Below are 25,700 nucleotides of genomic sequence, written 5' to 3' on the forward strand. Positions count from 1 at the left end.
AGGGAAAGCGAAACCACCGGACGATGCGTCAACGATATTTGAGCCGCGCCTGAGGGTGGCCAGCGCCTGGGTTCGCTCATTTCCGCGATCAGTCGATCCATACGAACGAAGAGCAGGGGGTGGATGGTGAATTCCGAAAGCTTTTACGATGTGATGCGCCGGCAGGGCATCAGTCGCCGCAGTTTTCTGAAATACTGCGGGCTGACCGCGTCGGCGCTGGCCCTGGGACCGCAGTTTGTCGGCCAAATCGTCCACGCCATGGAAACCAAGCCGCGCACGCCGGTCCTTTGGCTGCACGGGCTGGAGTGCACCTGCTGTTCCGAATCCTTCATCCGCTCGGCGCATCCCTTAGCCAAAGACGTGGTGCTGTCGATGCTCTCGCTCGACTATGACGATACGCTCATGGCATCGGCCGGCCATCAGGCGGAAGCGATACTCGAAGAGACCATCAGCAAATACAAGGGCCGCTACATTCTCGCGGTGGAGGGCAATCCGCCGCTGAACGAAGACGGCATGTTCTGCATCGTCGGTGGCAAGCCGTTCGTGGAGAAGCTGCGCTACGCAGCCAAAGATTGTCTCGCTGTGATCGCTTGGGGTTCCTGTGCTTCCTGGGGTTGTGTACAGGCTGCCAAGCCGAATCCCACCCGGGCCACCCCGGTGCACAAGGTCATCACTGACAAACCGGTGATCAAGGTTCCGGGCTGTCCGCCCATCGCCGAGGTCATGACCGCCGTCGTCACCTACATGCTGACCTTCGACAAGCTCCCGGAGCTGGACGCCCAGGGACGTCCCAAGATGTTCTACGGCCAGCGTATCCACGACAAATGCTACCGTCGCCCGCATTTCGACGCCGGCCAGTTTGTCGAGACCTGGGACGACGAGGCGGCGCGCAAGGGTTATTGCCTTTACAAAATGGGCTGCAAGGGGCCGACCACGTACAACGCCTGCTCCACTGTGCGCTGGAACGGCGGTGTGTCGTTCCCGATCCAGTCGGGCCATGGCTGCATCGGCTGTTCCGAGGACGGATTCTGGGACAAAGGGCCTTTCTACAACCGCGTGACGGCTTTGAACGCCTTCGGTATCGAGTCGAACGCCGACAGGGTGGGGCTGATCGCGGCCGGTGCGGTCGGTACGGCGATCGCGGGCCATGCCGCCGTTTCCATCGGCAAGCATGTGAAAGGCAAAGAGTCCAAGAACGATAAGCACGAGCGAGAAGAAGCATGACCGTCACCCAAACGCCTAACGGCTTCAAGCTGGACGACAGCGGCAGGCGCATCGTCGTCGATCCGGTCACCCGCATCGAAGGCCATATGCGCTGCGAGGTCAACCTGGACGAAAACAACGTGATCCGCAACGCGGTGTCCAGCGGCACCATGTGGCGTGGTCTGGAAGTGATCCTGAAGGGCCGAGACCCGCGCGATGCTTGGGCCTTCACCGAACGGATCTGCGGCGTCTGCACGGGCACACATGCACTGACTTCGGTGCGCGCGGTCGAGGATGCCCTGGGGATTACGATCCCTGAGAACGCCAACTCGATCCGCAACATCATGCAGCTGACCCTGCAAGCCCACGACCATCTGGTGCATTTCTACCATTTGCACGCGCTCGACTGGGTGGACGTCATCAGCGCGCTGAAAGCCGATCCCAAAGCGACCTCGGAACTCGCGCAAAGCATTTCGCCGTGGCCGAAGTCTTCGCCGGGGTATTTCCACGATATCCAGACGCGCCTCAAGAAGTTCGTCGAGAGCGGCCAGCTTGGACTGTTCGCGAACGGCTATTGGGGCAATCCGGCCTACAAGCTGCCGCCGGAAGCCAATTTGATGGCGGTTGCCCATTACCTCGAAGCGCTCGATTTCCAGAAGGAAATCGTCAAGATTCACACGGTTTACGGTGGCAAGAACCCGCATCCGAACTGGCTGGTGGGCGGCGTGCCCTGCGCGATCAACGTGGACGACGTCGGCGCGGTCGGCGGGATCAACATGGAACGTCTGAACCTAGTCTCGTCCATCATCGACCAGACCATCGAGTTCATTGAACAGGTTTATCTGCCGGACCTGCAAGCCATTGCGTCTTTCTACAAGGACTGGCTTTACGGCGGCGGCCTATCGTCGACCAATGTGCTGGCCTACGGCGATATACCGGAAAAGGCCAACGACCCATCCCCCGACAATCTGCGTTTGCCGTGTGGCGCCATCATCAACGGCAATCTAAAGGAAGTTCACGAGGTCGATTTGAAAGATCCGGCCCAGATCCAGGAGTTCGTGACGCATTCCTGGTATCGCTATCCAGACGATGAAATCGGGTTGCATCCCTTCGACGGCGTGACCGAACCGAACTTCGTGCTTGGGCGTAGGACCAAGGGTACCCGCACCAATATCGAAAACCTGGACGAGAGCGCCAAATACTCGTGGATCAAGGCGCCGCGCTGGCGCGGCCATGCCATGGAAGTCGGACCGCTGGCTCGCTACATCATCGGTTACGCGAAGGGGGTACCGGAGATCAAGGAGCCTGTCGACAAATTCCTGCACGACCTCGGTCTGCCGTTAAACGCGCTGTTTTCGACTCTGGGCCGTACCGCCGCTCGAGGGTTGGAAGCTCAGTATTGCGCAAGGCTGATGCGGCATTTCCAGGACAAGCTGGTGAAAAACATCAAGGCCGGCGATCTGAGCACCGCCAACGTCGCCAAATGGGAACCGAAGACCTGGCCCGCCGAAGCACGAGGGGTTGGTACAACCGAGGCTCCACGGGGTGCTTTGGGGCATTGGATCAAGATCAAGGACGGGAAGATCGAAAATTACCAGTGCATCGTGCCGACCACCTGGAACGGTTCGCCGCGCGACCGGGCCGGCAATATCGGCGCATTCGAAGCCGCATTGATGAACACCCGGGTCGAAAAAGCGGAAGAGCCTTTGGAGATCCTACGCACCCTGCACAGTTTCGATCCTTGTCTCGCTTGTTCGACCCATGTCATGGACCGGGACGGGCAGGAATTGACGCGAATCCGGGTCCGCTAGAGCAGATTTTCATGCTTTAAGCAGAGGGAGTTCGCAAAACCATCCGGCAAGACACCCTCTCCCAGTGGGGCATCTGGCAAGGCTTGTGATTTGGATGCGTGGGTGCCGTTTGCAGCTCTGCATTAGGAATGTGCGGATCAATTGGGATGAGGGTGATTCGAAGAGGCTTCTTGACGCGCGGTACCGTAAGGAAGCTCTGAATAAGTTCTCTCCAGCCGGGAGAGGTTTTGGGGCGTGGCCTTTAAAGCAATTAGGTGTGTAGGTCACTTTTCTCGCTGGAGACGTATTCCATTCCGCATTCGGATGAACAGGAATCGTAGGATGGGTAGAGTGAAGCGAAACCCATCGATGATGGGTTAGTCCGTCGGATTCGCTCGGAACACAGGCCCTTTGACCGGCTCAGGGCAGGTCCGAGGTCGCGCGGTGGGTTACGGCCTCACGGCCTAACCCACCCTACAAAAATGAATGCCTTTTGAAAGCGATTTGGGATTATCCAACTGCAGGATTGTGGACGCACAATCCATCCGGTGCATTTTCTAGCTAGTGCAGCTCAAGGCAACGACGTTCGGGTGTTTCATGCGTGACAGGATTCAAAAACCTTATACATCGGGGAATCTTATGCGTCTCAAATACGTACTTCCTTTGCTGATTCAACTCCTCTGGGCCCGCCAGTCCTTCGCCCATACCGGTTTTCACCCGGTGGAAGGGTTCGCGAGTGGTTTCGTTCATCCTCTACTCGGCGCCGATCATCTTGTGGCGATGGTGTGCGTGGGCGTGTGGGCCGCGTTAATGACCGCCGAGCCGGGGCGTTTGTGGCGATTGCCGGCGACGTTCATGGCGGCCATGGTCCTGGGCGGTGCGCTGGGAGCATTCGGCGTGGAAGTTGCCGGGATGGAGTCTGCCATCGCCGCATCGGTTCTGGCCCTGGGGCTGCTGCTCTTGGCTAAGGTTCGGCTTTCGGGCGTGCTCGCGAGCCTGATCGTCGGTCTTTTCGCCGTCGCCCATGGCTATGCCCACGGCCTCGAAATGGCTCAAAACACGGCATTCACCGCTTATGCGGGCGGATTCGTGATCGCGACGGGTGCGCTCCATATCCTCGGTATCGTGCTGGGTCGTTGCCTGCTCCCCGCGCCCGGCATGTACCGTATCGCCGGCGGGGCCGCAAGCGTGTTCGGCATAGCTCTGCTCGCTCAGGTTTGGTGAGGGGGCTCCATGTCCGCGATCGATTCCGTGCAGAACCCGGTTTATGTCTACGAGAGGCCGGTTCGGCTGTGGCATTGGGTGAATGCGCTGGCACTGGTGGTGCTTGCCGTTACCGGCTATTTGATCGCTTCGCCCTTGGTCGTTTCGGACGGTGAAGCCAGCGAGCACTATTTAATGGGCTATGTTCGCTTCACCCATTTCGCCGCCGGCTACCTACTGGCGGTCGGTTTCATCGGCCGCGCCTACTGGGCGTTGGTCGGCAACGAATATGCACGCGAGCTATTCGTTCCGGCGATACACCGCGCTGACTGGTGGGAAGGTCTCTGGCACGAAATCAAATGGTATCTGTTTCTGGTGCCGGAACCACGCAAACATGCCGGCCACAATCCGCTCGCCAACCTGGCCATGTTTCTGTTCTACGTGCTGGGCGCGCTGTTCATGATCGTGACCGGTTTCGCGCTGTACGGCGAAGGCCTAGGGCAGGGGAGCTGGGCCAGCCGCTGGTTTGGTTGGGTGATACCACTGTTCGGTGAGAGTCAGGATGTTCATACTTGGCACCACGTGGGCATGTGGTATCTGGTCGTGTTTACCGTGATCCACGTCTATATCGTCATCCGCGAACATCGGATGTCTCGGCAGACGGTAGCGACGACCATGATCGACGGGTGGCGCCATTTCCGGGATGATAGGCCGTGAACCGAATTTTGATTCTCGGTATCGGCAATGTACTATGGGCTGACGAAGGTTTCGGCGTGCGTGTCGTGCAGGCGCTGCAACGAAACTATGATTTTCCCGAATCGGTGCGGCTGATGGACGGCGGCACCCAGGGGCTGGCCTTGCTACCCTACGTACAGGAAGCCGATACGCTGATCATTGCCGATGCCGTGGATTTCAAGCATGATCCCGGAACGCTGGTGGAATTGCGCGATAGCGAGGTGCCGGCTTATTTGGGAGCGAAGAAGATGAGCCTGCACCAGGTTTCCTTTCAGGAAGTGCTGGCCTTGAGCGAACTGCTCGGCTACTCACCACGGCATTTGTATCTCGTCGGCGTTCAGCCTTGCGTGCTGGAGGATTACGGCGGCAGTCTCAGCGAGCCGGTCAAGGCCATGCTGGAACCAGCAGTCGCCCGCATCCTCCAGTATTTGGCTGAACTCGGGATCGTGGCTGAGAAACGGACTCAGGCGGAGCCGGATTCCGATCCCTTAAGTCTAGCGGCCTACGAGGCTCTGCGTCCGTCGGCAAGGGAGGCCTGTCGAGTCGGAGACGAACGGTTTCTTGCATTGCGGAGCGAGTGAAGTGTGCATAGGCATTCCCATGCAAGTCGTTCGAGCGGAATCGTTTCAGGCCTGGTGCAAGGGTGCCGAGGGCGAGGCGATGGTCGACATGCGTTTGGTGGGATCGCAGCCGGAGGGTACCTGGGTGTTGGTGTTTCTTGGGACGGCTCGTGAGGTTCTCGAACCCGAGCGCGCCGCGCAGATTGAGGCCGCATTGAAGGGGCTGCGGGATGCTATGAGCGGCAGTTACGATCCGGCCGCGGCGTTCGCCGACTTGGTGGACCGCGAGCCTCAGTTACCCGAGTTCCTGCGGGAGCCGACATGACCCTGGCGGAGATGTTCGATCGGCTTTCAGGCAATCCGGGCATTAGCCTGGTGGATAAAGAGGGTCTGGTCGAATTCGCTGCGGCGCATTCGAAATGTCTGGTCGGCTTTTTCAGCGATCCCAAGGCCCATCCGGAGAATGCCGATCTCGCTGTGGTGCTTCCTGAATTGCTGCGGGCGTTTCCGTCGCTACGGGCAGCGGTTTTGAAACCCGAGGCTGTTGTTTCCGCGGCCCGGGACTACGGCGTTGTGGTCTATCCCGCGCTGGTATTTTTGAACGACGGCCAAGCATCCAAGATCATGGCGCGGATACAAGCCTGGGCCGATTATCACAGTCAGATCCAGCAATGGTTGGACGGGGAGGGATGATGACCATGCTTGAACAGCACAGCCCAGTTGCGACCGAGAACGCCAGGCCGGTCAGTCCTTTCGACGATCCTGAATGCGGCTATCTCCAGATGCCTCGGGGCATGCAGACCTTCTCGATGCCAATTACAGGCGGGATTCCCGCCAGTCGTGCCGGTATCGCGGTCTTGCGTCAATTGGCCGAGTGCTTGACGGCCGAGCTGAACGGTATCGATTCGGACCGTATCGATCTCGATTCGTACGACGAAGAAACCGGCCGTTTTCTCGATCAGGTGCTAGGGGACGGCGAGGTCAGCGCCTTGGTCGACATACCGGACGTGCGTTGGGCGATTCGCGAGTCGGTGTTCATCGGCGTGTGGCGGCTGCGCGAATTCCGTCCGGGAGAACCCGCCCGAGACTATCTCGAAGTCGGCTCGGTTCCGGCGGTGTTGCGACAAGCCGGAAGGTATACGTCCGGGGTCGAACGGCCGCAGTCTTTCCCGGAAGGACTCATGAACGCGCCTTCGCTATTAGTGGAAGTGTTCGCGAAATCGGCCGCCTTCGAAGAAGGGCAGAGCGAGGTCATTAATCTCTCGCTGCTGCCGATGACCGAAAACGACCTCGCATATCTAGTCGACGTGCTGGGACTAGCCGGCGTCTCCATATTATCCAAGGGTTACGGCGACTGCCGCATCCGCCTGACCGGCTTGCCCAATGTGTGGTGGGTTCAGTATTTCAACGCCAGCGACCAAATGATCCTGAATACCCTGGAAATCACCCCGATTCCGCAAGCGGCGCAGGCTACCCGGGAGGATCTCGAGGATTCGCTGCAGCGGATCAGGGAACTGCTGGCTCTGCTGAAGGCAAGCTGATCATGACCGAGGCAACGCGCTTCGAATGCCGCGTCTGTTGGCACGTGTACGACCCGGACGAAGGCGATGTTCAGGCACAGATTCCGCCGGGTACTGCTTTTTCGGAACTCCCTGAGAACTGGTGCTGTCCCCGCTGCGACGGCGCGAAATCCGGTTTCCTTCCTTGCCCGGAGGGTTAGTGGATTTTCCAAAAGAATACCTGATTAGCGATGAACTTCAGCCAAGCGAAGTCGCCACTCGGCTCGAGGATGAGTCAACACCGCAGCACGCGCCAGCCGTTGAAGCAGAATTTTGAGATCGAAACGCCGATTGAAGCGGTATTGGAATTCGGCTAGATACCGCCTGGCATATTTCTCAAATTTGATCGCATGATAGGTGCCGGAAAGGGCGGTTTTCAGGTTGCTCAACAGCGTGTTAACCCAACGAAACGCCGGATGTTGGGCCGATGACCGCCCAGAGCCCAGAATCAGGCGTTGATGCCCCGCGATGACCCGGTGCAAGCTCCGAAACCCGCTCAGGCCATCGGTGAGGGCGTAGGTCGACGGGGCTAAGGCGCGTTGGGCCCAGTTCGCGATCGCCTGCTGGGTGAACGGCAGGGGATCAAGGCGCACAAACCACGGGTGCCCGTCGTCCGTGGTTTGTACCGCCATCACAAAGCTGACTTTGTTTTCGGAGCCCCGTCCGCGTTTCCCGGACCGTTCCCCGCCCAGGTAAGCATCGTCAATCTCGACCCGCCCGGTCAGTTGCCGATCCGCTTCCTGCTCCGCCATCACCTGGATCAGCTTATGCTTCACCAGCCAGGCGGTGCGATAACACACCCCGAGATGACGCATCAGTTCCAAGGCCGAGACATTGTTCTTGGCTTGGGTTAAGAGGTACATCGCCAGAAACCAGGAGGTGAGCGGCAGTTTGGTCGATTCGAAGATCGTCCCGGCCGTCAGCGTCGTTTGCTTTCGGCAGTGTCCGCATTGCCAGTATTTTCGCCCGCTCCGTTCGAACACCGTGTGGTGCGCGCCGCCGCAGGCCGGACAGCGGAAACCCTCTGGCCAGCGCAGGGCTTCCAGTGCTGCTTCGCATTGCTCTTCACGGCCGTATTGGCCCAGAAACTCGGCCAACGACAACCCCTTTTGAAATTGCACTCGGTTCATCGGCATGGGACACCTCATATTGTGATCGATGTCCCTAGTCTAAGTCCCATAGTGGCTCACTACGTGAGCCTATACTGAATTTCATCGCTAATCAGGAAAGAATAAAGTAAAGCCGCAAAGACTTTCTCCCCTACGGGGATACATCGGCAGGATTGCCGATTTGCACGCGTGAGCGCAGCTTGCGGCTCCGCATAGGGACCGTGCGGAGTGATTGGGTTTGGGGTGAGGGCGACTCGAATAATTCCAAATCGTATTCAATAAAGGATTAATTTTTGTAGGGTGGGTTAGGCCGCGAGGCCGTAACCCACCGAGCGACCTCGAATCGGTGGGTTACGCTGCGCTAACCCACCCTACGATTAATGTTCACGCGAATGCCGAATGGAATAACACGTACTCTTTTCTCACTGCGCCGTAACAATGTCAAAGCACAGCATACCCGCCGACTAAAAAGCGCTTTCCCGTTTTGGACGCTTGACCGAAGCATCTCAGTGGCCGTCTTAACCGGAATTAACTACCCTTGAGTACGACTGTTGGAACCGCGGAACTGCTGATTCGCTGCGGCATTTCCTCCGACACGATCGTGTCCGTAAACATCACGCCAAGGCCGCTTCTTCCGGTTGAGCGCCTGGCACTGGGCAAACCGCCTGAAGTGGTTCCCACCTTGTTCGGGAGGCTGTTTTCCCTCTGCCCCAAAGCACATGCCAATGCTGCGGCAACGGCACTGGAACGGGCGCTTGGCATTTCCGTATCGCCGAATCTGACCAAGCTGCGGGACTTGCAGGCGAATGTGGAGCGGATCCGCGAATTGAGCCTGAACCTGCTGCTGTCATCCGAAGCGCCGCCATCCCCTTGGCCACCCCGTTTGATCGCCCTGTGTCGACGCTTGATCGCAGCGCTCGGGGGCGATGCTGTGTACTGGCCGACTGCGCCTTTCGAACCGGATGCCGCCACATTACGTGCTGGTGTGACCGAGCTCGAGGCTCTAGTGAGTCATTTGCTGGGCACCCTGTGGCATATACCGCAGCCTGACCTGGACGCGGTCCGGCATTGGCTGGAGGACGATACCTGTGCGGCAGCGGCATGGATGCGACGCGCATTACAGCCCGGTTGGCGCGATTTCGGTCGCTGTTCCATGAAAGCGCTTCCGTTGTTCACCGATGCCATGCTGGAAGCCGCGTTGGGGCCGGGACCGGCGCGCGTGAATTCCAACTCCCCCGAATGGGCCGGTGAACCTCGCGAGACCGGCTGCTTGGCCCGCCAAAGATCCGATCCGCTAGTGCGGGAGGCTTCCGGGAGTTACGGGAACGGCTTGTTTACCCGCATGCTGGCGAGAGTCGTCGAACTGAAACATCTGGCGAAGACGCTGATCCGGGAAATCGAACACCTCGGTCCGATGGGCTCCCACTCGTCTCCACTAACTAGCCACGGCACCGGCGTGGCCCAGACGGAAGCGGCGCGCGGCCGTCTGATGCACCGCGTGGAGGTCGCCGGCGGTTTGGTCCGCGACTATCGCATCCTGGCACCCACGGAGTGGAATTTTCATCCCCGCGGCCTGGTGTATCGGGCGCTATTGGGCGCGACGGTCGGCGATGGGGAATCGGCTAGGACTCGGATCGATGCTTTTCTGCAGGTCGTCGATCCTTGCGTCGATTATCGATTGATTCTGGAACGAGCTGACAACCTCTCAGTTGAAGGATTCGCGAGGGAATGGGACGGCTGATGCGGCGCAACTCACCTTTCGGCGGTTCACATACGTTTTGGATCGAAACGGTTAAGCCCAGGCTGGCGTGTATCTTGCTGTCACTGTGTCGATCCACCCTGTTACGGATCTGTCGCGGGTGGTGGGAAAGCTCGGTGACGGTTTCGGGATTAGGGCGGGGTGTGCTCGTCCACGCCGCCGGGAAACAGGACCCCGGGTTGTTCGGTGTCCTTCCGCCGCTCTCGCGGCATCTTAGCAATAACGAGTATTCACAATCATGCAAACACAACATGCATTCGAAACTATCCGTTCCCGGTCTGCAAAACCGGCACTCCAAGGATTGATTCTTTTCGCTGCGCTGGGCCTCGCTTCCAATACTCAAGCGGCTGTTCGCTACTCGATAACCGATCTCGGCACGCTTGGCGGGAGGCTTAGCGAAGCCTACGGTATCAACAATTACGGACAGGCGGTGGGAACTTCCCTTACTGCTAGCGGTGATTTCCATGCCTTCATCTGGGAGAATGGCGTGATGACCGATCTTGGCACGCTCGGCGGGGGCTACAGCCATGCCTACGCTATCAACGATACGGGCCAAGTGGTGGGAGCGTCCCAAATCGCCGCTGCCGGCTACGACTGGCACGCATTCGTCTGGGAGAACGGCGTGCTGACCGATTTAGGAACGCTTGGCGGCCGCGACAGCGTAGCCTACGGCATCAACAATGCCGGGCAGGTGGCGGGATGGTCCGAGACGGCGAACGGTGGGATCCATGCTTTCGTCACGGCGAACGGCGCGATGAACGATCTCGGCGGGAGTTATAGCGAAGCCTACGGCATCAACGATGCCGGACAAGTGGTGGGAGGAGCCGTTCTTGCCGGCGGTGACTTCCGTGCATTCCTCTGGGAAAACGGCGAAGTAACCGATCTTGGCACGCTCGGCGGAGCTTATAGCTATGCCAACGGCATCAACAATGCTGGACAAGTGGTAGGAGGAGCCAGTATTGCCAGCGGCGACTTCCATGCATTCCTCTGGGAAAACGGCGAAATGACCGATCTCGGCACACTCGGCGGTAGTTTTAGCGAAGCCTACGGCGTCAACGATACCGCACAGGTGGTGGGATGGTCTGATACCGCCAGCGGGGAGCTACGCGCTTTTCTGTGGGAGAACGGCGTGATAGCTGATCTCAACTCACTGCTTGATCCGGCTGACGCCGCCGTCTGGACGCTGACCATTGCATACGCGATCAACGATGCCGGCCAAATCGTCGGCACCGGCTTGTTCGGGGATCAGGACCGTGCCTTTTTGCTCACACCGGTCGTAGTCCCACTCCCCGCCGCTTTCTGGCTGATGGGTAGCGCCCTGCTGGGGTTGCTTGGATTGAGCCGCGGGAAGGATGCGGCTTTGGCGTGCGGTTGACGCACGAGGCAATCCTGCGTCAACGTACCGCCCCGGTAGATCGGAATGAGTGCCGGAAACGCGGAGCCTGTCCTGAGCGAAGTCGAAGGGCTTATTCTGGCCTACATGTGTTCGATTGATTTGGAAATGGAATAAGTCCCTCGTCAACGGCACCGCCCAGGAAAGGGCGAGGTCGATTGGGACCGATGTTTCTGTCCAGTATGCCCATACGTTCCCCCTGCCAAGACATCGCCGGTCTCCCGGAGACCGAGGCAGTCCAGCGCTGACGGAACGGGATGTTCATCCGCCCGACATGGCGTATCGAGCCCTGCCGGGCGCGACGGGCGGCGGCGCGTTCGGCCCGGGCTCAGTCGTTCGGCCCTTCGAGATCGGCGTTCGGCCTGCCTAGCCCCGAGCAACTCGGATCAATGGCCGTTCGGCCCGTGTCGGCCGAAGCAATAGGGAATGGGGCGGCCGACGTGGCATTGCAGGCATTTCGGGGATTCCATTGCGTTTTTGGGTTGAACGGCACATATCTTGCTGTTACAGTTCCGAGCAGCCATGTCATGGTGCTGCCTCGGGCGTTCCTCGACCTCAGCGATGGTTTCGGGATTACGGCGGGGCGCACTACTCCACGCCGATGGGACGCATGACTTCGACTTCCTCGGCGTTCCTCCGCCGCTCTCGCGGCAGCTCTGCAATAAGGAGTATTCGCAGCCATGGACGCACAAAATCACTCGATCAGAAATGGCCGGTTCTGGTCCGGAAAGCGGTTCCTCCAGGCGTTGACCGTTTTTGTCGTTCTGGGGTTTATTTCAAACGCTCACGCGGCAATTCGTTACTCGGTTACCGATCTTGGCAGCCTTGACGTCGTCACGGGCATCAACAATCGCGGACAAATTGTGGGGTACTCCTATACGCCCAGCGGTAACGCCCGCGCTTCCGTAACGGTAGATGGCGTCATAAGCGATCTCGGCACGCTTGGCGGGGACAATAGCTATGCCTTTGGCATCAACGATGCCGGACAGGTAGTGGGATCATCCCAGACTGCCAGCGGCGAGTATCATGCCTTTGTAACGGTGAACGGTGTGATGACCGATCTCGGTACGCTTGGCGGGCGCGACAGCCGCGCTAACGCCATCAACGATGCCGGACAAGTGGTGGGATACTCCGAGACCGCCAGCGGCGAGACCCATGCTTTCGTCGTGGAGAAAGGCGTGATGATCGATCTGGGTACGCTCGGCGGGTACATCGGCGGTGCCGCCGACATCAACGATGCCGGACAGGTGGTGGGAGCCTCCTATACTGCCGACAACGTCTTCGAACATGCGTTCGTAACGGTGGATGGCGTGATGACCGATCTCGGCACGCTCGGTGGGTCCGCGAGTTGGGCCTTGGGTATCAACAATGCCGGACGAGTGGTGGGAGCATCCTATACGCGCACCGGAGGGTGGCATGCTTTCGTCACAGTGAAGGGCGTGATGAAGGATCTAGGAACGCTCGGTGGGGACTATAGCGAAGCGTTTGGCATCAACGACGCCGGACAGGTGGTGGGAGAGTCCTCTACTGTCCCCGGCGGCGAGTGGCATGCTTTCGTGACGGTGAACGGCGTGATGAAAGATCTCAACACGCTGCTCGACCCGGCAGACGCCGCGGTCTGGACGCTGATCTCTGCAATCGCGATCAACGATGCTGGCCAAATCGTGGCCCGGGCAACGATTAACGGTCAACACCGCATCGTGCTACTCACCCGACAGCCTCGCCATTTTTAAGGAAACCGTTTGCAACTCCGGGGTAATGAAAAGGAGTCAATTGTGGCGAGGTGTAATGCATTCGGCGGCTCGCGGTCGATCCAATCACACACGTCGCTTTAGCCGCCACCGTTCTGCGGTGGCCACGCCTCCGGACGCGCCGCTTCGCTCTGCGCTGCGGCACTTCGTAGGATATGGTGAACGGAGTGAACCGCCCTTCGATCAGGCTCAGGACAGGTCCTTCGGCGGAGCTCAGGACAGGCATCATTCGCGGTGCATCTGATCCTGCGCACCGCTGGTTGGAGCCGGGGCGACAGAAGGCACGTCCGTATGTCTATGCCGCCGCACGCGATCTCTCTCATGCCCCTTCGGGCAATTCCGCCCCCAGGCGGCGGCGCTCGAGCGCGCCATACGGGGGATTCAGCAACGCCGTATGTCGGATAAAAATGCTCTACTCGCGACTCGCGTGCGGTTTCCACGCCTACGTACGCTACGTAGTTCTGCACCCCGACAGGGCTCCCGCAAATGACTTTACGCCGTGTCGGTTACGTCTCCCGGTGCGATTCCCAGCCGCGGTCTGGCTGATGGGCAGCGTCTTGCTAGGTTTTGTCGGCCTGAGCCGGGGGAACGGTCATCAACGGACCGGCCGAGGGTGAGCGGCGTCGATCTGAAGGAACGTTCCCCGCTCGGCAAGACGGGAGAACTCCGAAAAAAAGACGAGCAACCTCCGTCTAAAGCGATAGCCGCTGTCAAAGCGGTCCAGTGCGAGTAGAATCTTTTCCCCACAGGCCGAAGGTTTTTTCTGGGCTTCGTTTTTGCTTCGTCGGGTTATCTTTTCCAATTCGCTGTGCACGAACTCTCCCTCTGCCAAAGCATCATCGATATCCTGGAAACCGAAGCGGGCAAGCAGCACTTTGCGCGGGTGCGGAAGGTCAGATTGTTGGTTGGTCCTCTTGCGGGAGTGGATCGTGCAGCCTTGAGCTTCGGCTTCGACGCGGTGAGCCGGGATACGATCGCCGAAGGAGCGGAACTGGAATTCGTCGATACGCCGGGTTTGGCCTGGTGTTTTGCTTGCGAGCGTACGGTGGAAATCGCGCACTATTACGATCCCTGCCCGGGTTGCAGCGGACATCGCCTGAAGGTGACCGGGGGCGAGGAATTCAGAGTTCTCGATTTGGAGGTGGAATAAGCATGTGTACCGTTTGCGGTTGCGGCGAACCCAATCAGCACCATCACCCTCACGTCCACGATTCCGGGCATGTGCACACCCACGATCACGACCATGACCATGGTCATCATCATTACGGCCGCGGTCCTGCCGGACTGAGTATCGACGGCCTCAGCCAGGAGCGCATCGTTCGCATCGAACAGGACGTCCTCGGCCGCAACGACGCCCATGCCCGAGGCAACCGGCAATTTTTCGAAAGCCACGGCATTCTGGCCGTTAACCTGCTTTCGAGCCCCGGTTCCGGCAAGACCACGCTGCTGGAGCGCAGCATCGCGGAACTCAAGGAGCGGTTCGACGTCAGCGTGATCGAAGGCGACCAGCAGACCGAGAACGATGCGGAGCGCATACGCGCCACCGGCGTTCCGGTGTTGCAGATCAATACCGGCAAGGGCTGCCACCTGGACGCGCACATGGTCGGCCATGGTGTGCAGGATCTGAAACCCGGCGATTACAGCATTTTGTTCATCGAGAACGTCGGCAATCTGGTCTGTCCGGCCATGTTCGATCTGGGCGAAGCGGTCCGCGTGGTCATGCTCTCGGTCACCGAGGGCGAGGACAAACCGTTGAAATACCCGGACATGTTCCATCGCGCCGATCTGGTCCTGATCAACAAGATCGATCTGTTGCCGTATCTGCGTTTCGACCTCGAGCGCTGCATCGGCTATTTGCATCAGGTCAATCCGGAGGTGGAGACGATCCGGGTGTCGGCTACCACGGGCGATGGGATGGACCAGTGGTACGGATGGCTGGAACGACGCCGCAAGGCGCTGTTGGCCGAACGGCTGTCAGGACTGGAGCGTCAGGCGGCGGCCATTCGGGCGCAGCTTTGAATAATGCCGTCGAGGCCGGGCGGCAACGCCGGCGGTTGATAGTGAGCGGCCTAGTGCAGGGTGTGGGCATGCGGCCTTTCGTGTATCGCCTGGCGCGGGAGCTGGACTTGGCCGGCCGGGTATCCAACGGTCCGGAAGGGGTGATCATCGAGGCGGAAGGCGACGCGCAGGCTTTGGCCGCGTTCGAAATTCGCTTGAAACGGGACTGTCCGCCGCCAGCCGATATCGTCGATTGCATCGTGCAACCTATTCCCGCTATCGGCGATCAGGGGTTCCGGGTCGAAGCGAGCCGCGCCGATGGCACCATAGCCCCGTTCGCTCTGCCGGATCTGGCCCCATGCCCGACCTGCCTTCGAGAACTGTTCGATCCCGGCAACCGCCGCTTCCGCTATCCCTTCATCAGCTGTACTCACTGCGGCCCACGCTACAGCATCCTCGATGCCTTGCCGTTCGACCGCGAACGTACGGCCATGGCGGGTTTTCCGCTCTGTGCCGAGTGCCTTGAGGAATACAGTGATCCTTCCGACCGGCGTTTTCATGCCCAGACCACCTGCTGCTCGAGCTGTGGCCCGACCTTGGCTCTATGGGACGCTGCCGGGCGCACGCTGGCGCATGGCGACGAGGCGTTGTTGCAAGCCGTTGAGCGTTTGCGGCGGGGACAGGTGTTGGCGCTGCAAGGGCTAGGCGGATTCCAGTTGCTGGTCGATGCGGCGGATGAAGAAGCGGTGCAGCGTCTGCGCGAGCGCAAACACCGGCCTCACAAGCCGCTGGCTTTGTTGGTACCTGATCTTGCGGCGGCGTGCGAGCTTTGCGATGTGACCGAAGCCGAAACGCAGCTGCTGACCTCATCGGCAGCGCCTATCGTGCTACTGGGCCGCCGAGCTGAAGCCGGCTCGATCGCCTCCGGTATTGCGCCGGGACAGAATCGCTTAGGGCTAATGCTGCCGGCCTCGCCTTTGCACCATCTATTGGCGAGGGATTTCGGCGCGCCGCTGGTCTGTACCAGCGGCAACCGGAGCGACGAACCGATTTGTATCGCGCCTGACGAGGCCCTGGGGCGTCTGGCCGGTATCGCCGACGCTTTCCTGGTGCACGATAGACCGATACGCCAGCCTTTGGACGACTCCGTGATTCGGATCGCTGATGGGAAACCCTTGATGCTGCGGCGCGCCCGCGGCTATGTGCCGCGCCCGGTAGCCCTGGATACTGACATGCCGCCGATCCTGGCCGCGGGCGGACATCTCAAGAATACGGTTGCCTATGCGGACGGTAGACGCGTGATCCTGAGCCAGCATCTCGGCGATCTCGATACGGCGGAATCTCTGGACCGCCATCGCACCACCGCCGAGTTGCTTCCGCGCCTGTTCGGCCGTCCGCCTCGGTCGGTCGTGTGCGACCGACATCCCGATTATGCCTCTACCCGCTGGGCCGAAAGCACGGGCTTGCCGCTGCGGCGCGTACCTCACCATCTTGCTCACGCCCTGGCCTGCATGGCCGAGCATGGCCTGAAGTCACCGGTTCTGGCCGTAACCTGGGACGGGCTAGGGCTAGGCGAAGACGGCACGCTGTGGGGCGGGGAATTCCTGCACATCGCCCCGGATGGCCATCGCCGCATCGCCAGCCTGATGCCGCTGCGCCTTCCCGGAGGCGAACGCGCGATCAAGGACCCGCGGCGATCGGCCTTGAGCGTGCTGCACGCGCTGTACGGCGAGGAGACGCCGGAGCGTCTGCCCACGACCTTGAAATCGCGACTAGAACCGGGCACCCTAAGCGTATTGTTGCGCTTGCTGCAAACCGGCACGCAATCCCCGGAATGTAGCAGTGCCGGGCGCTTGTTTGACGCGGCGGCGAGTCTTTTGGGACTGTGCCGAGACATCAGTTTCGAAGGGCAAGCGGCGATGGCGCTGGAGGCTGCTGCGGAGCGAGGCGGGGAGGGCGACGGGACGATTTACCCGATGCCCCTGATCGATGGCGAGCCGAAACGGCTGGATTGGTGCCCCTTATTCCACGCACTGTTGGACGACCGCGCGGCCGGCGTGCCGACGAGCGTGCTCGCCTTTCGGTTCCATTCCAGCCTCGCGGCCGCCGTAGCGGCCATTGCGGTTGCTGAGTCGATTCCCACCGTAGTTCTGGCCGGTGGCTGTTTTCAGAACCGTCTGTTGCTGGAACTGTGCGCAGAACAGCTACGCCATGCCGGCTTACGGGTCTACTGGCCGCAGCAGATTCCCCCCAACGACGGCGGCTTGGCGCTGGGCCAGATCGCCGCCGCGACATTTTCCGAGGAGTTTCTCACATGTGTTTAGCCGTACCCGGTCAGATCCTGTCCATCGAACAGGCCGACGATCCCTTGCTGCGATCCGGTCGCGTCGATTTCGGCGGCGTGGTCAAGGTGGTCAACCTGGCCTACGTTCCGGAAGCGGAAATCGGCGACTATGTCATCGTTCACGCCGGTTTCGCGATTTCGCGCCTGGACGAGGCCGAGGCGCAGGCGGTGTTAAAGGAGATTGCCGCGTTGGAGGACGTAAGCCATGAAATATCGTGACGAATACCGTGACGCCGCGTCGGTGAAAGCCCTGGCCGACGCCATCGCACGCCGGCAGACCCGGCCTTGGACGTTGATGGAAGTCTGCGGCGGGCAGACCCATTCCATCGTCAAGCACGGCCTGGACCGCTTGCTGCCGCCTTCGCTGAGCCTGATCCACGGCCCCGGCTGCCCGGTTTGCGTAACACCGGAGACGATCATCGATCACGCGCTGGAACTGGCGGCCCGTCCCGATGTCATCTTTTGTTCCTTTGGCGACATGCTGCGGGTGCCGGGTTCGAAGCACGACCTGTTGACGGTCAAGGCGCAGGGCGGTGACGTGCGCATGGTTTATTCGCCCCTCGACGCGCTGAACCTGGCCCGGGAAAATCCGGAGCGCCAGGTTGTGTTCTTCGCGGTCGGATTCGAAACCACCGCGCCGACGACCGCAATGGCCGTGTTGCAGGCGCAGCGCTTCGGCGTACGGAATTTTTCATTGCTGGTCGCCCATGTCCGGGTGCCGCCCGCCGTGGAGACCCTGCTGTCGGCGCCCGACAACCGGGTCGACGGTCTGCTGGCGGCGGGGCATGTTTGCGCGGTCATGGGCTATACCGAATACGAGCCGATAGCCGCCAGCTTTCACGCGCCCATTGTCGTGACCGGGTTCGAGCCCTTGGATATCCTGCGGGGCGTCTTGAGCTGTGTGGAACAACTGGAAGAAGGCCGCTCCGAGGTGGAAAACCGCTACGGACGCGCGGTGACTCGGGAGGGCAATCGCCCGGCGCAGGCGCTGATGAAACAGGTGTTCGAACCCATCACGCTGAGCTGGCGCGGTCTGGACGCCATCGCCGACAGCGGCCTCGGATTGCGTCCCGAGTTTGCCGATTTCGATGCGGTGAGACGCTTCAGGTTGTCCGTTCCGAAGACCGCCACGACCCGACCCTGCCGCAGCGGAGAAGTGTTGACCGGAAGGCTAAGGCCCTGTGAGTGTCCCGCTTTCGGCACGACCTGCACCCCGGAGCATCCCTTGGGCGCGACCATGGTGTCGTCGGAAGGCGCCTGCGCTGCTTATTACCGCTATCGCCGCAATGCCGCCTAATTCCAGATCGATTTCAATGAAGCATTTGTAGGGTGGGTTAGGCCGCAAGGCCGTAACCCACCGCACGACCGCGGACCTGTCCTTAGCGGAGCCGAGGGACTATCCACCATCGATGGGTTTCGCTTCGCTCTACTACGATTCATGTTCATCCGAATGCCGAATGGAATAAAACCATGAGCGACGACATCCGATTGATCTGCCCCACGCCTATAGGCCAGTACGCACAGATCGTCATGGGTCACGGCGGTGGCGGGCGGATGATGCAGCAATTGCTGGAGCGCCTGGTGCGCCCGGCCTTCGCCAATCCGCACCTCGACCAGCGCCACGACAGTGCGGTCTTGGACGTGGGCGGTAAGCGCCTGGCCTTCACCACCGACGGCTATGTGGTGAAGCCGCTGTTCTTTCCCGGAGGCGACATCGGCAAACTCGCGGTGTGCGGCACCTTGAACGATCTCGCCATGAGCGGCGCCAAACCCTTGTTCCTGAGCGCGGCGCTGGTGATCGAGGAAGGTTTCCCGGTCGACGATCTGGCGCGCGTGCTGGCCAGCATGAACGCCGCGGCGCAGGCGGCGGGAACGGCGATCGTTACCGGCGACACCAAGGTCGTCGAGAACGGCAAGGGCGATGGACTTTACATCGCCACCAGCGGCATCGGCCTGATCGAGCATGATTTACAGATCGGTCCCGCCGGTATTCGCGAAGGGGATGCGATCCTTCTGAGCGGGGACATCGGCCGCCATGGCGTCGCCATCATCGCCGAAAGGGAAGGGTTGGGCTTCGAAACCACCGTCGAAAGCGATTGCGCCGACCTGTCCGGGCTGGTAGGGGAGCTACTGAAGGCCGGCGTGGAACTACACTGCCTGCGCGATTTGACCCGCGGCGGATTGGCTGCGGCGGTGTTGGAGCTAGCCACGGACTCCGGGTTCGATATGGAGCTGAATGAGGACGCGATACCGGTAACGCCGGCGGTGCGCGGTGCCTGTGAAATCCTCGGCTTCGACCCCCTCTATGTGGCCAACGAAGGCCGCATGGTGCTGTTCATGTCGGCGAGCGTCGTCGATCTGGCGCTGGACGTGCTGCACGCCCATCCTTTAGGGCGCGATGCGGCTGTCATCGGGCAGGTCGGCGCAGCGGGCGAAGGGCGAGTCGGCCTGCGTAACGCGTACGGCATCGTGCGCGTGCTCGACCTTCCGAGTGGTGAGCAACTGCCGAGGATTTGTTGAGTGTTCGCCGGCACTCGGTAAGACGATAATATTCCCGTATTCCGCTTCGCTTCATACGGGCTACGTTTGCACCGACCTTCCTGGTGGTGACATCTCTAACCTAATGCCGCAGAGCTAGCGTTGACTGCTCCACGGCATGGTAGAAGACGTCCGTGTCCTCGATGAAATAGTTGAAAAAACCCCGTTGCACCGGGATCTCGATGGGGACGATTTCGATCTCATGAAAGCCCTGCTCCTCAAGCGGGCCTTTCAGATTCGGATTACGCAGCAGGCGGTTGACTAACTCGATGCGCGCGAGCTGTTGGGCATAGGCGCCGTTGAACCAAAGTTCCGTTTGCAGGTCCTGGAGCTCGATCAAGCTTTCCGGCAACTCGCCCACCCAGCGGTAGCGCTGCGGCCGCGGAATATAAATCACGTGGGCGGAGCTCAGTTCCGACAGAATGAATTGACGGGCGTAGGCGCCGTCAATGCGCTCCTGCGGTTTACCCTCCCGCTCGAATCCGTAGAGGCTGAGCCACAGCGCATCACGAACGCTTTCCGCCGTGATTTTCTCCGCTCGGACCGACGGCAGATCGCCATTTTTCCGCATTTCCTGCGTGTGAGGGTCGTCCGGGCGCCGTTCCTGGCGTTCCTGCTGGATAGCGCGGTACGTTTCCCACGCGGCCTCGTTCATGTGGAGGTGTTCGGTTCCCAATCGCGGACTGAAACTATTGAAGAAAATGGCGATATCGCTGGCATTGAACGTTTTCGCGATATTCTGATAAACCTCTTCCGAGCGCGTCGGTACCAGGATCTGAGCTGGAAACCAGAGATCGCACCACCGCTCGGGCGGCGTTCGATACCATCGGGTCAAGATACGGGTGAAGTACTCCGGAATCGCCGGCCGGAACACGCCCTCGCCGCCGTATAGATAAGCTAGCCAGGATCGGAGCATCGACGGCGGCAGTTGGCGCCAGACCGCGCTGATGGCGTCATTCGCCGAGTTCGTGAACTCCTGCTCGAGGTCGCAATCCTCCAACCAGCGCCATGTCCAATAAATCATTCCGGAAGTACAGGAGAGATAGGTCGGCCTTATCCCTTCCTTTGCAGCAGCATGTAGGAAACCGACGCCGTGGGCGTTCGAACCGCCTATTCCACCGAGAGCGAAAGCGATGCTCCTTTGGCCGTTTGCGGTCATGGTCCGTGCTCCTTCCAGACAAGATACATCCTGCGCATCCTCTGGTTGTCCATCCGGCGCGATGACTTCGCGCGCCCGCAAATTGCTCCAAGAGCTCATTCCGGTAGGCCGTTCGTCTTGAGCCTTTCGACGGGCCGTCCGGGATGAGCCCTAACTTCATCCAACTCTTGATTTGACAGCTCCGGCATCAAAGGATGCCGATTTTTTGTTTTCGTTGTGCCGCGGCGCTATCGGAAGACCAGGTTCGTGCGGAGAAAGCGAGTAGGATGAGCGGGGGGCCTCACGCGGTCTTCATCAGCCTCTTGTGCGATGGACCCACGCCGCTTTGCCCATTTAACAGACTCGATACCATCGATTTTTTGAGTGAGGTGTATCGATTCAAGCAGCCATAGGCTGATAATCCCTTGCTGATAAACCCATCAGCCGACTTGTGTGTGCCCGCAAGGCAGACGTGAAAACGCTCTCCCGATCAGGCAGGATCGGTAGAAATGATTCGGGCTCGACCTTACCGCTCAAAATTTCCCGATCCGATCGATCGCTTCAGCCAAGGTCGCGACGGTACGATCGAGGTTGTACAGCTTGTCGAGGCCGAACAAGCCGAGGCGGAAGGTCTTGAAATCGGGGCCTTCGCCGCATTGCAGCGGAACGCCGGCCGCGATCTGCAGACCGAGCTCAGCGAATTTTTTCCCGGTACTGATGGCGTCGTCCGTGGTGTAGCACACGACTACGCCGGGCGCGCCGAAACCATCGGCGGCGACCGACTTGATGCCGCGTTCGGCCAAGATCGCGCGTACTCGGCGGCCGAGTTCGAATTGGCGCTCGCGTGCCTTAGCGAATCCGAAGGCTTCGGTTTCGCGCATAGCTTCTCGCAACGAACGCAGGGCGTCGGTTGGTAGAGTGGCGTGATAGGCGTGCCCGCCCTGTTCATACGCTTCCATGATTTGCAACCATCGCTTGAGATCGGCTGCGAAACTGGTGCTGGAAGTCGTTTCGATGCGGTCGCGCGCGGTTGGGCTCAGCATCACGAGTCCGCAACACGCCGGGGCGCTCCAGTTTTTTTGCGGCGCGGTGATCAAAATGTCCACGCCGATGTCGCGCATGTCGACCCATGCTGCGCCCGAAGCGATGCAATCCAGCACGAATAGGCCGCCTGCCGTGTGCACTGCGTTCGCCACGGCGCGCAGATAGTCATCTGGCAGGATCATGCCGGCCGAGGTTTCGACGTGCGGCGCGAACACCAGATCCGGCTTTTCACGGCCGATAGCAGCGACGACCTCGTCGATCGGCGCCGGCGCATAGGCGGGTTGCGGCCCGGATTCGATCGGTCGGGCAGTCATGACGACGGATTCCGACGGGATGCGGCCCATCTCGAAGATTTGCGTCCAGCGGTAGCTGAACCAGCCGTTGCGGATGACCAGACACTTCTTGCCCGTAGCGAACTGGCGCGCCACGGCCTCCATACCGAAAGTGCCGGAGCCGGGCACAATAACGGCAGCATGGCCGTTGTATACGGTCTTTAAGGTCCGCGCAATGTCGCGCACGCTTTCCTGAAACACCTTCGACATGTGGTTGGTTGCTCGGTCGGTGTAGACCACCGAGTATTCGAGCAAGCCATCCGGATCGACGTTGGGGAGTAATCCAGGCACGGGTTGATCTCCTCGTAGTTTGTTCGGGGTTGATGCAAGTAGTGAGCCGGTTATGCCGGCGCCCATGCGCCGGCGTTACGCAAGCCGCGATTGGCAGGGCATACCGCGTCGAAGTCCCGCCCGGCGTGGAATATTCCGGGCCAGCGGATTGTCGGAAATATGACAAACATGATACGGCGATTGTAGGGCTGCAATCTTATCGATTTTCATCTCGTCGCCTCTAAGCTGGTTTTTTAGACCTATCGACAGCGCCGCAGGACGATCGCGAAAGCCGTTCCCGAAAGCCCTTCGGTGCCGCCCACACAGCTCAGCCCTGAACCTATCGAGGACTCGGGGGATTTTGGGCTCTACCTTCACGATATCGAATGCATCAGCTTCGACGAGCGGGATCTGAGCCGGGTTGTTCGATGGCATCGGACATTGCCGGTTGCCGCATCCCGCCCGACTCTTCTTCGCTCGTCGAGATTTTCCTCGACAGACCGATCCACAACCTTTGAATTCCCCAAAGCGCGATGCCGAGGGCCAATAGAGCGAGTGCGATCACGTAGTCGCTGGCCGGGCGCCCGGACAATACCGGCAGGGCCAGAAAAGCGCAGAGTATCGCGCCTAGGACCGGCGCTGCGGTGGGTGCCCGGAAGCGCGATCGCTTGACTTCTTTCCTGCGCAGTACGAGGCAAGCGATATTGACGATCGTAAACACCCACAGCAGCAGCAGGGCAGTGGTGCCGCCCAGCTTTCTCACCCCGTCCTCGCCGACCGTGGCCACTAACGCGATGGCGATCGCCGTGGTGAATAGGATCGACACCCAGGGGGTGCGCCGAGATGGATGTACGGTGCCGAACAGCGTGGGCAGAATCCGCTCGTTGGCCATGCCGTACAGCAAACGACTGGCCATCAGCATGTTAATCAGGGCCGAATTGATGACGGCAAGCAGACCGATGCCGGCGAAGACTTGCAGCGGAAACCCCGGTGCGCCGGTTTCAATCACTTTCAAGAGCGCGTCCGATTTTGCGGCCGAAAGAGTTGCTACTGGAAGCAGCAGCGAAGCGGTGATCGCGACTAATACGTAAATCAGGGCGGCGACGGCGAGCCCGGACAGCAGCGCGCGCGGAAAAATCCGTTCCGGGGCACGGCACTCCTCGGCCATGTTTACCGCATCCTCGAAACCGACCATGGCGAAGAAGGCCAGCGAGGTGGCTCCGGCAACCGCTTGCAACAGGCTTCGGTTCGAAGTGTCGATTTCAAGCAGCCGGCTCGGTTCTCCCTGGCCATTCGCCAAGGCGTACACGCCTACGGCGATGACGATCAAAAGGCCGGAGAGCTCGACACCGGTCAGCACCACGTTGAGCTTCACCGACTCCGCCACCCCGCGAAAGTTAATCAACCCAAGAACGACGAGAAAACCGACTGCAACCGGAAGCACAGGCCAGGCGAGGAAAGGCTGGAGGTAGGTCGCGGCGAAGGCGTGCGCTGCCGCCGAGGCGGACGTTATGCCGGAACTCATCACGGCGAAAGCGACCAAGAAAGTGAGGAACGGAATTCGAAACGCCCGCTGAGTGTACAAAGCCGCGCCGGCCGCGCGTGGGTACTTGGCGACTAATTCGAGGTAACTCAACGCGGTGAAAAGCGCGACCACGAACGCGACCAAGAAGGGCACCCAGAGCGCGCCTCCGATCCGACCGGCCACGCTGCCGACGAGTGCATAGATGCCGGTTCCGAGAATGTCGCCGAGTACAAGGAAAAACAATAGCTTGGGCCCGATCGCTCGTTTCAGCGTCGGCTCTTCGGTTCTTTGTTTTGGATCATGCATGGTGGTCATGAAATCAAACTTGGCGCCTCAGAGGAAAGGAGTGCACCGATGGCATAGGTGACGACGCCGGCGAGGCCTCCGATCAAGGTCATCCGCAAGCCGCCCAAGAGGGCGCTGCGCCCGGTGAAAAGGCTAAGCAGCGCACCGATCGTGAACAGACTGATGCCGGCCAGGGCGGCCGCCACCGGAACGGCTCTGTTCACGTCCAGCCCCAGCAGGAAAGGTATGAGCGGAACGCTCGCTCCCCCTGAGAACGCCAAGAACGAGAACAGCGCGGCTCCCCAAGGCGAGCCCAGGTCGTCCGGATTTACGCCCAGCTCCTCGCGCGCCAGAAGATCCAAGGCGTGCTCCGGATCGCTCATCATCCGCCGTGTCGCCCGGCGTGCCTGTTGCAGGCTCATGCCGCGGGCCGCATAGATTACCGCGAGCTCCTCCATTTCCTGTTCCGGGAACATCGCGAACTCGGCTCGCTCGAGATCGATCTGATATTCGAACAACTCCCGCTGCGAGCGCATCGAGACGTACTCTCCGGCGGCCATGGATAAGGCGCCTGCCAGAAGACCGGCAATGCCGGCCATCACCAAGGTCTCGGTCCCGGTACTTGCACCCGCCATGCCCAAGATCAGACTGGTGTTCGACAGCAGTCCGTCGTTGATCCCGAATACGGCCGCCCTGAGATTGCCGCCGGCGATCCCTCTATGGCGTAGCCCGACATCTTCGGCCTTGGTAGGCATCGGATGGGACGCCTCCAATCCTCGACCGGAATAGGCGGAAAGGCCGCGAATCTTCATGCTGGCAAGGACCGGACGCAGAGCCTTCGGTCCGAACATCCGCACCAGACGGCCGATCAGCCTTGCCCTCCGCGTCGGGCGGAAACTCGGCACGGGCGAGCCTTCCATTTTCAACCGATTCTCCCACAACTGAGCTTGAGCCTCGGCCTGTTCGCCCAGCTTGCGGAACAAGCGTTGCATCCGGCGATCGGCCTCGGCGTCAGCGATGACGCGATACAACCAGGCCGACTGTTTTTCCTGAAACCAACTCTTGAAAAAGGACATCGGTACAAATCATGGGAATATCGATTTTGGAAAGAGTACGATGGAGCCCGTTGTCGTTGCGCGAGCCCATGCGCATCATAACGAGTTT

The 25,700-nt window shown here is 60.3% G+C and carries 23 protein-coding genes; 18 read left to right on the plus strand and 5 right to left on the minus strand.

Translation table 11 applies throughout. From position 1 onward, the window contains the following. The first annotated feature begins 123 nt into the window (after window positions 1–123). The 9 genes from QEN43_RS01730 (at window position 124) to QEN43_RS01770 (ending at window position 7,211) form a co-directional block, all read left to right on the plus strand. Window positions 124–1,224, plus strand: coding sequence for a hydrogenase small subunit (locus QEN43_RS01730; protein ID WP_026610555.1), 1,101 nt, complete (start codon window positions 124–126; stop codon window positions 1,222–1,224). Then, window positions 1,221–3,014 carry a nickel-dependent hydrogenase large subunit gene (locus QEN43_RS01735; RefSeq protein ID WP_026610556.1) on the plus strand — a complete coding sequence of 598 codons (1,794 nt, stop codon included), beginning with the start codon at window positions 1,221–1,223 and terminating at the stop codon, window positions 3,012–3,014. The genes QEN43_RS01730 and QEN43_RS01735 overlap by 4 nt, the downstream gene beginning before the upstream one ends. 618 nt (window positions 3,015–3,632) lie before the next feature. Further along, on the plus strand, window positions 3,633–4,217 hold the full coding sequence (locus tag QEN43_RS01740) for a HupE/UreJ family protein (RefSeq protein ID WP_026610557.1): 585 nt from the start codon (window positions 3,633–3,635) through the stop codon (window positions 4,215–4,217). Between the two features lie 9 nt (window positions 4,218–4,226). Next, window positions 4,227–4,913 carry a Ni/Fe-hydrogenase, b-type cytochrome subunit gene (cybH, locus tag QEN43_RS01745; protein WP_026610558.1) on the plus strand — a complete coding sequence of 229 codons (687 nt, stop codon included), beginning with the start codon at window positions 4,227–4,229 and terminating at the stop codon, window positions 4,911–4,913. Continuing rightward, window positions 4,910–5,512, plus strand: a complete 603-nt coding sequence (locus QEN43_RS01750) for a HyaD/HybD family hydrogenase maturation endopeptidase (protein WP_026610559.1) — start codon at window positions 4,910–4,912, stop codon at window positions 5,510–5,512. The genes cybH and QEN43_RS01750 overlap by 4 nt, the downstream gene beginning before the upstream one ends. Before the next feature lies 1 nt (window position 5,513). Continuing rightward, a complete protein-coding gene (locus QEN43_RS01755; RefSeq protein WP_026610560.1) occupies window positions 5,514–5,816 on the plus strand; it encodes a HypC/HybG/HupF family hydrogenase formation chaperone in 303 nt (100 codons plus the stop codon). Further along, window positions 5,813–6,184, plus strand: a complete 372-nt coding sequence (locus QEN43_RS01760) for a thioredoxin domain-containing protein (protein ID WP_051331747.1) — start codon at window positions 5,813–5,815, stop codon at window positions 6,182–6,184. The genes QEN43_RS01755 and QEN43_RS01760 overlap by 4 nt, the downstream gene beginning before the upstream one ends. Beyond that, window positions 6,181–7,032 carry a hydrogenase expression/formation protein gene (locus QEN43_RS01765; RefSeq protein WP_235726619.1) on the plus strand — a complete coding sequence of 284 codons (852 nt, stop codon included), beginning with the start codon at window positions 6,181–6,183 and terminating at the stop codon, window positions 7,030–7,032. The genes QEN43_RS01760 and QEN43_RS01765 overlap by 4 nt, the downstream gene beginning before the upstream one ends. 2 nt (window positions 7,033–7,034) lie before the next feature. After that, window positions 7,035–7,211: a rubredoxin gene (locus QEN43_RS01770; RefSeq protein ID WP_084162442.1), complete on the plus strand. Its 177-nt coding sequence runs from the start codon at window positions 7,035–7,037 to the stop codon at window positions 7,209–7,211. A 24-nt stretch (window positions 7,212–7,235) separates the two neighbouring features. Here QEN43_RS01770 and QEN43_RS01775 read toward each other — a convergent pair whose 3' ends face one another. Further along, window positions 7,236–8,186: an IS1595 family transposase gene (locus QEN43_RS01775; protein ID WP_317963647.1), complete on the minus strand. Its 951-nt coding sequence runs from the start codon at window positions 8,184–8,186 to the stop codon at window positions 7,236–7,238. A 511-nt stretch (window positions 8,187–8,697) separates the two neighbouring features. Here QEN43_RS01775 and QEN43_RS01780 point away from each other — a divergent pair. The 9 genes from QEN43_RS01780 to hypE all read left to right on the plus strand — a co-directional run bounded on the left by QEN43_RS01780 (window position 8,698) and on the right by hypE (window position 19,924). After that, window positions 8,698–9,900, plus strand: a complete 1,203-nt coding sequence (locus QEN43_RS01780; RefSeq protein ID WP_026610563.1) for a nickel-dependent hydrogenase large subunit — start codon at window positions 8,698–8,700, stop codon at window positions 9,898–9,900. 256 nt (window positions 9,901–10,156) lie between these two features. Next, a complete protein-coding gene (locus QEN43_RS01785; RefSeq protein WP_051331748.1) occupies window positions 10,157–11,293 on the plus strand; it encodes an HAF repeat-containing protein in 1,137 nt (378 codons plus the stop codon). 698 nt (window positions 11,294–11,991) lie between these two features. Further along, window positions 11,992–13,044 carry an HAF repeat-containing protein gene (locus QEN43_RS01790; RefSeq protein WP_051331749.1) on the plus strand — a complete coding sequence of 351 codons (1,053 nt, stop codon included), beginning with the start codon at window positions 11,992–11,994 and terminating at the stop codon, window positions 13,042–13,044. Between the two features lie 826 nt (window positions 13,045–13,870). Next, window positions 13,871–14,212, plus strand: coding sequence for a hydrogenase maturation nickel metallochaperone HypA (gene hypA / locus QEN43_RS01795; RefSeq protein WP_026610566.1), 342 nt, complete (start codon window positions 13,871–13,873; stop codon window positions 14,210–14,212). Between the two features lie 2 nt (window positions 14,213–14,214). Next, window positions 14,215–15,081 (plus strand): hydrogenase nickel incorporation protein HypB, encoded by an 867-nt coding sequence (hypB, locus tag QEN43_RS01800; protein WP_317963648.1) that lies wholly within the window; start codon window positions 14,215–14,217, stop codon window positions 15,079–15,081. Window positions 15,082–15,122: 41 nt separating this feature from the next. Continuing rightward, entirely contained in the window at window positions 15,123–17,384 is a 2,262-nt protein-coding gene (hypF, locus tag QEN43_RS01805) for a carbamoyltransferase HypF (protein ID WP_202901146.1), read from the plus strand. Further along, window positions 17,375–17,623, plus strand: a complete 249-nt coding sequence (locus tag QEN43_RS01810) for a HypC/HybG/HupF family hydrogenase formation chaperone (protein ID WP_026610569.1) — start codon at window positions 17,375–17,377, stop codon at window positions 17,621–17,623. Before hypF ends, QEN43_RS01810 begins: the two co-directional genes overlap by 10 nt. Beyond that, on the plus strand, window positions 17,610–18,701 hold the full coding sequence (gene hypD, locus QEN43_RS01815) for a hydrogenase formation protein HypD (protein WP_026610570.1): 1,092 nt from the start codon (window positions 17,610–17,612) through the stop codon (window positions 18,699–18,701). Before QEN43_RS01810 ends, hypD begins: the two co-directional genes overlap by 14 nt. Window positions 18,702–18,874: 173 nt before the next feature. Further along, entirely contained in the window at window positions 18,875–19,924 is a 1,050-nt protein-coding gene (gene hypE / locus QEN43_RS01820) for a hydrogenase expression/formation protein HypE (RefSeq protein ID WP_026610571.1), read from the plus strand. Between the two features lie 100 nt (window positions 19,925–20,024). On the opposite strand, the gene QEN43_RS01825 is transcribed toward hypE, so the two are convergent. The 4 genes from QEN43_RS01825 to QEN43_RS01840 all read right to left on the minus strand — a co-directional run bounded on the left by QEN43_RS01825 (window position 20,025) and on the right by QEN43_RS01840 (window position 25,612). Next, complete coding sequence (locus QEN43_RS01825) at window positions 20,025–21,101, minus strand: hypothetical protein (protein ID WP_156912782.1); 1,077 nt, start codon at window positions 21,099–21,101, stop codon at window positions 20,025–20,027. A 512-nt stretch (window positions 21,102–21,613) separates the two neighbouring features. After that, the gene (locus QEN43_RS01830) at window positions 21,614–22,747 is read right to left on the minus strand and encodes an aminotransferase class V-fold PLP-dependent enzyme (protein ID WP_026610573.1); all 1,134 of its coding nucleotides are present in this window, start codon (window positions 22,745–22,747) and stop codon (window positions 21,614–21,616) included. Window positions 22,748–23,117: 370 nt separating this feature from the next. Beyond that, a complete protein-coding gene (locus QEN43_RS01835) occupies window positions 23,118–24,566 on the minus strand; it encodes an APC family permease (protein WP_051331750.1) in 1,449 nt (482 codons plus the stop codon). Further along, window positions 24,563–25,612: a VIT1/CCC1 transporter family protein gene (locus QEN43_RS01840; RefSeq protein ID WP_026610574.1), complete on the minus strand. Its 1,050-nt coding sequence runs from the start codon at window positions 25,610–25,612 to the stop codon at window positions 24,563–24,565. Before QEN43_RS01840 ends, QEN43_RS01835 begins: the two co-directional genes overlap by 4 nt. Between the last annotated feature and the right edge of the window lie 88 nt (window positions 25,613–25,700).

This window comes from Methylocaldum szegediense (assembly GCF_949769195.1).
GTDB classification, from domain to species: Bacteria; Pseudomonadota; Gammaproteobacteria; order Methylococcales; family Methylococcaceae; genus Methylocaldum; species Methylocaldum szegediense.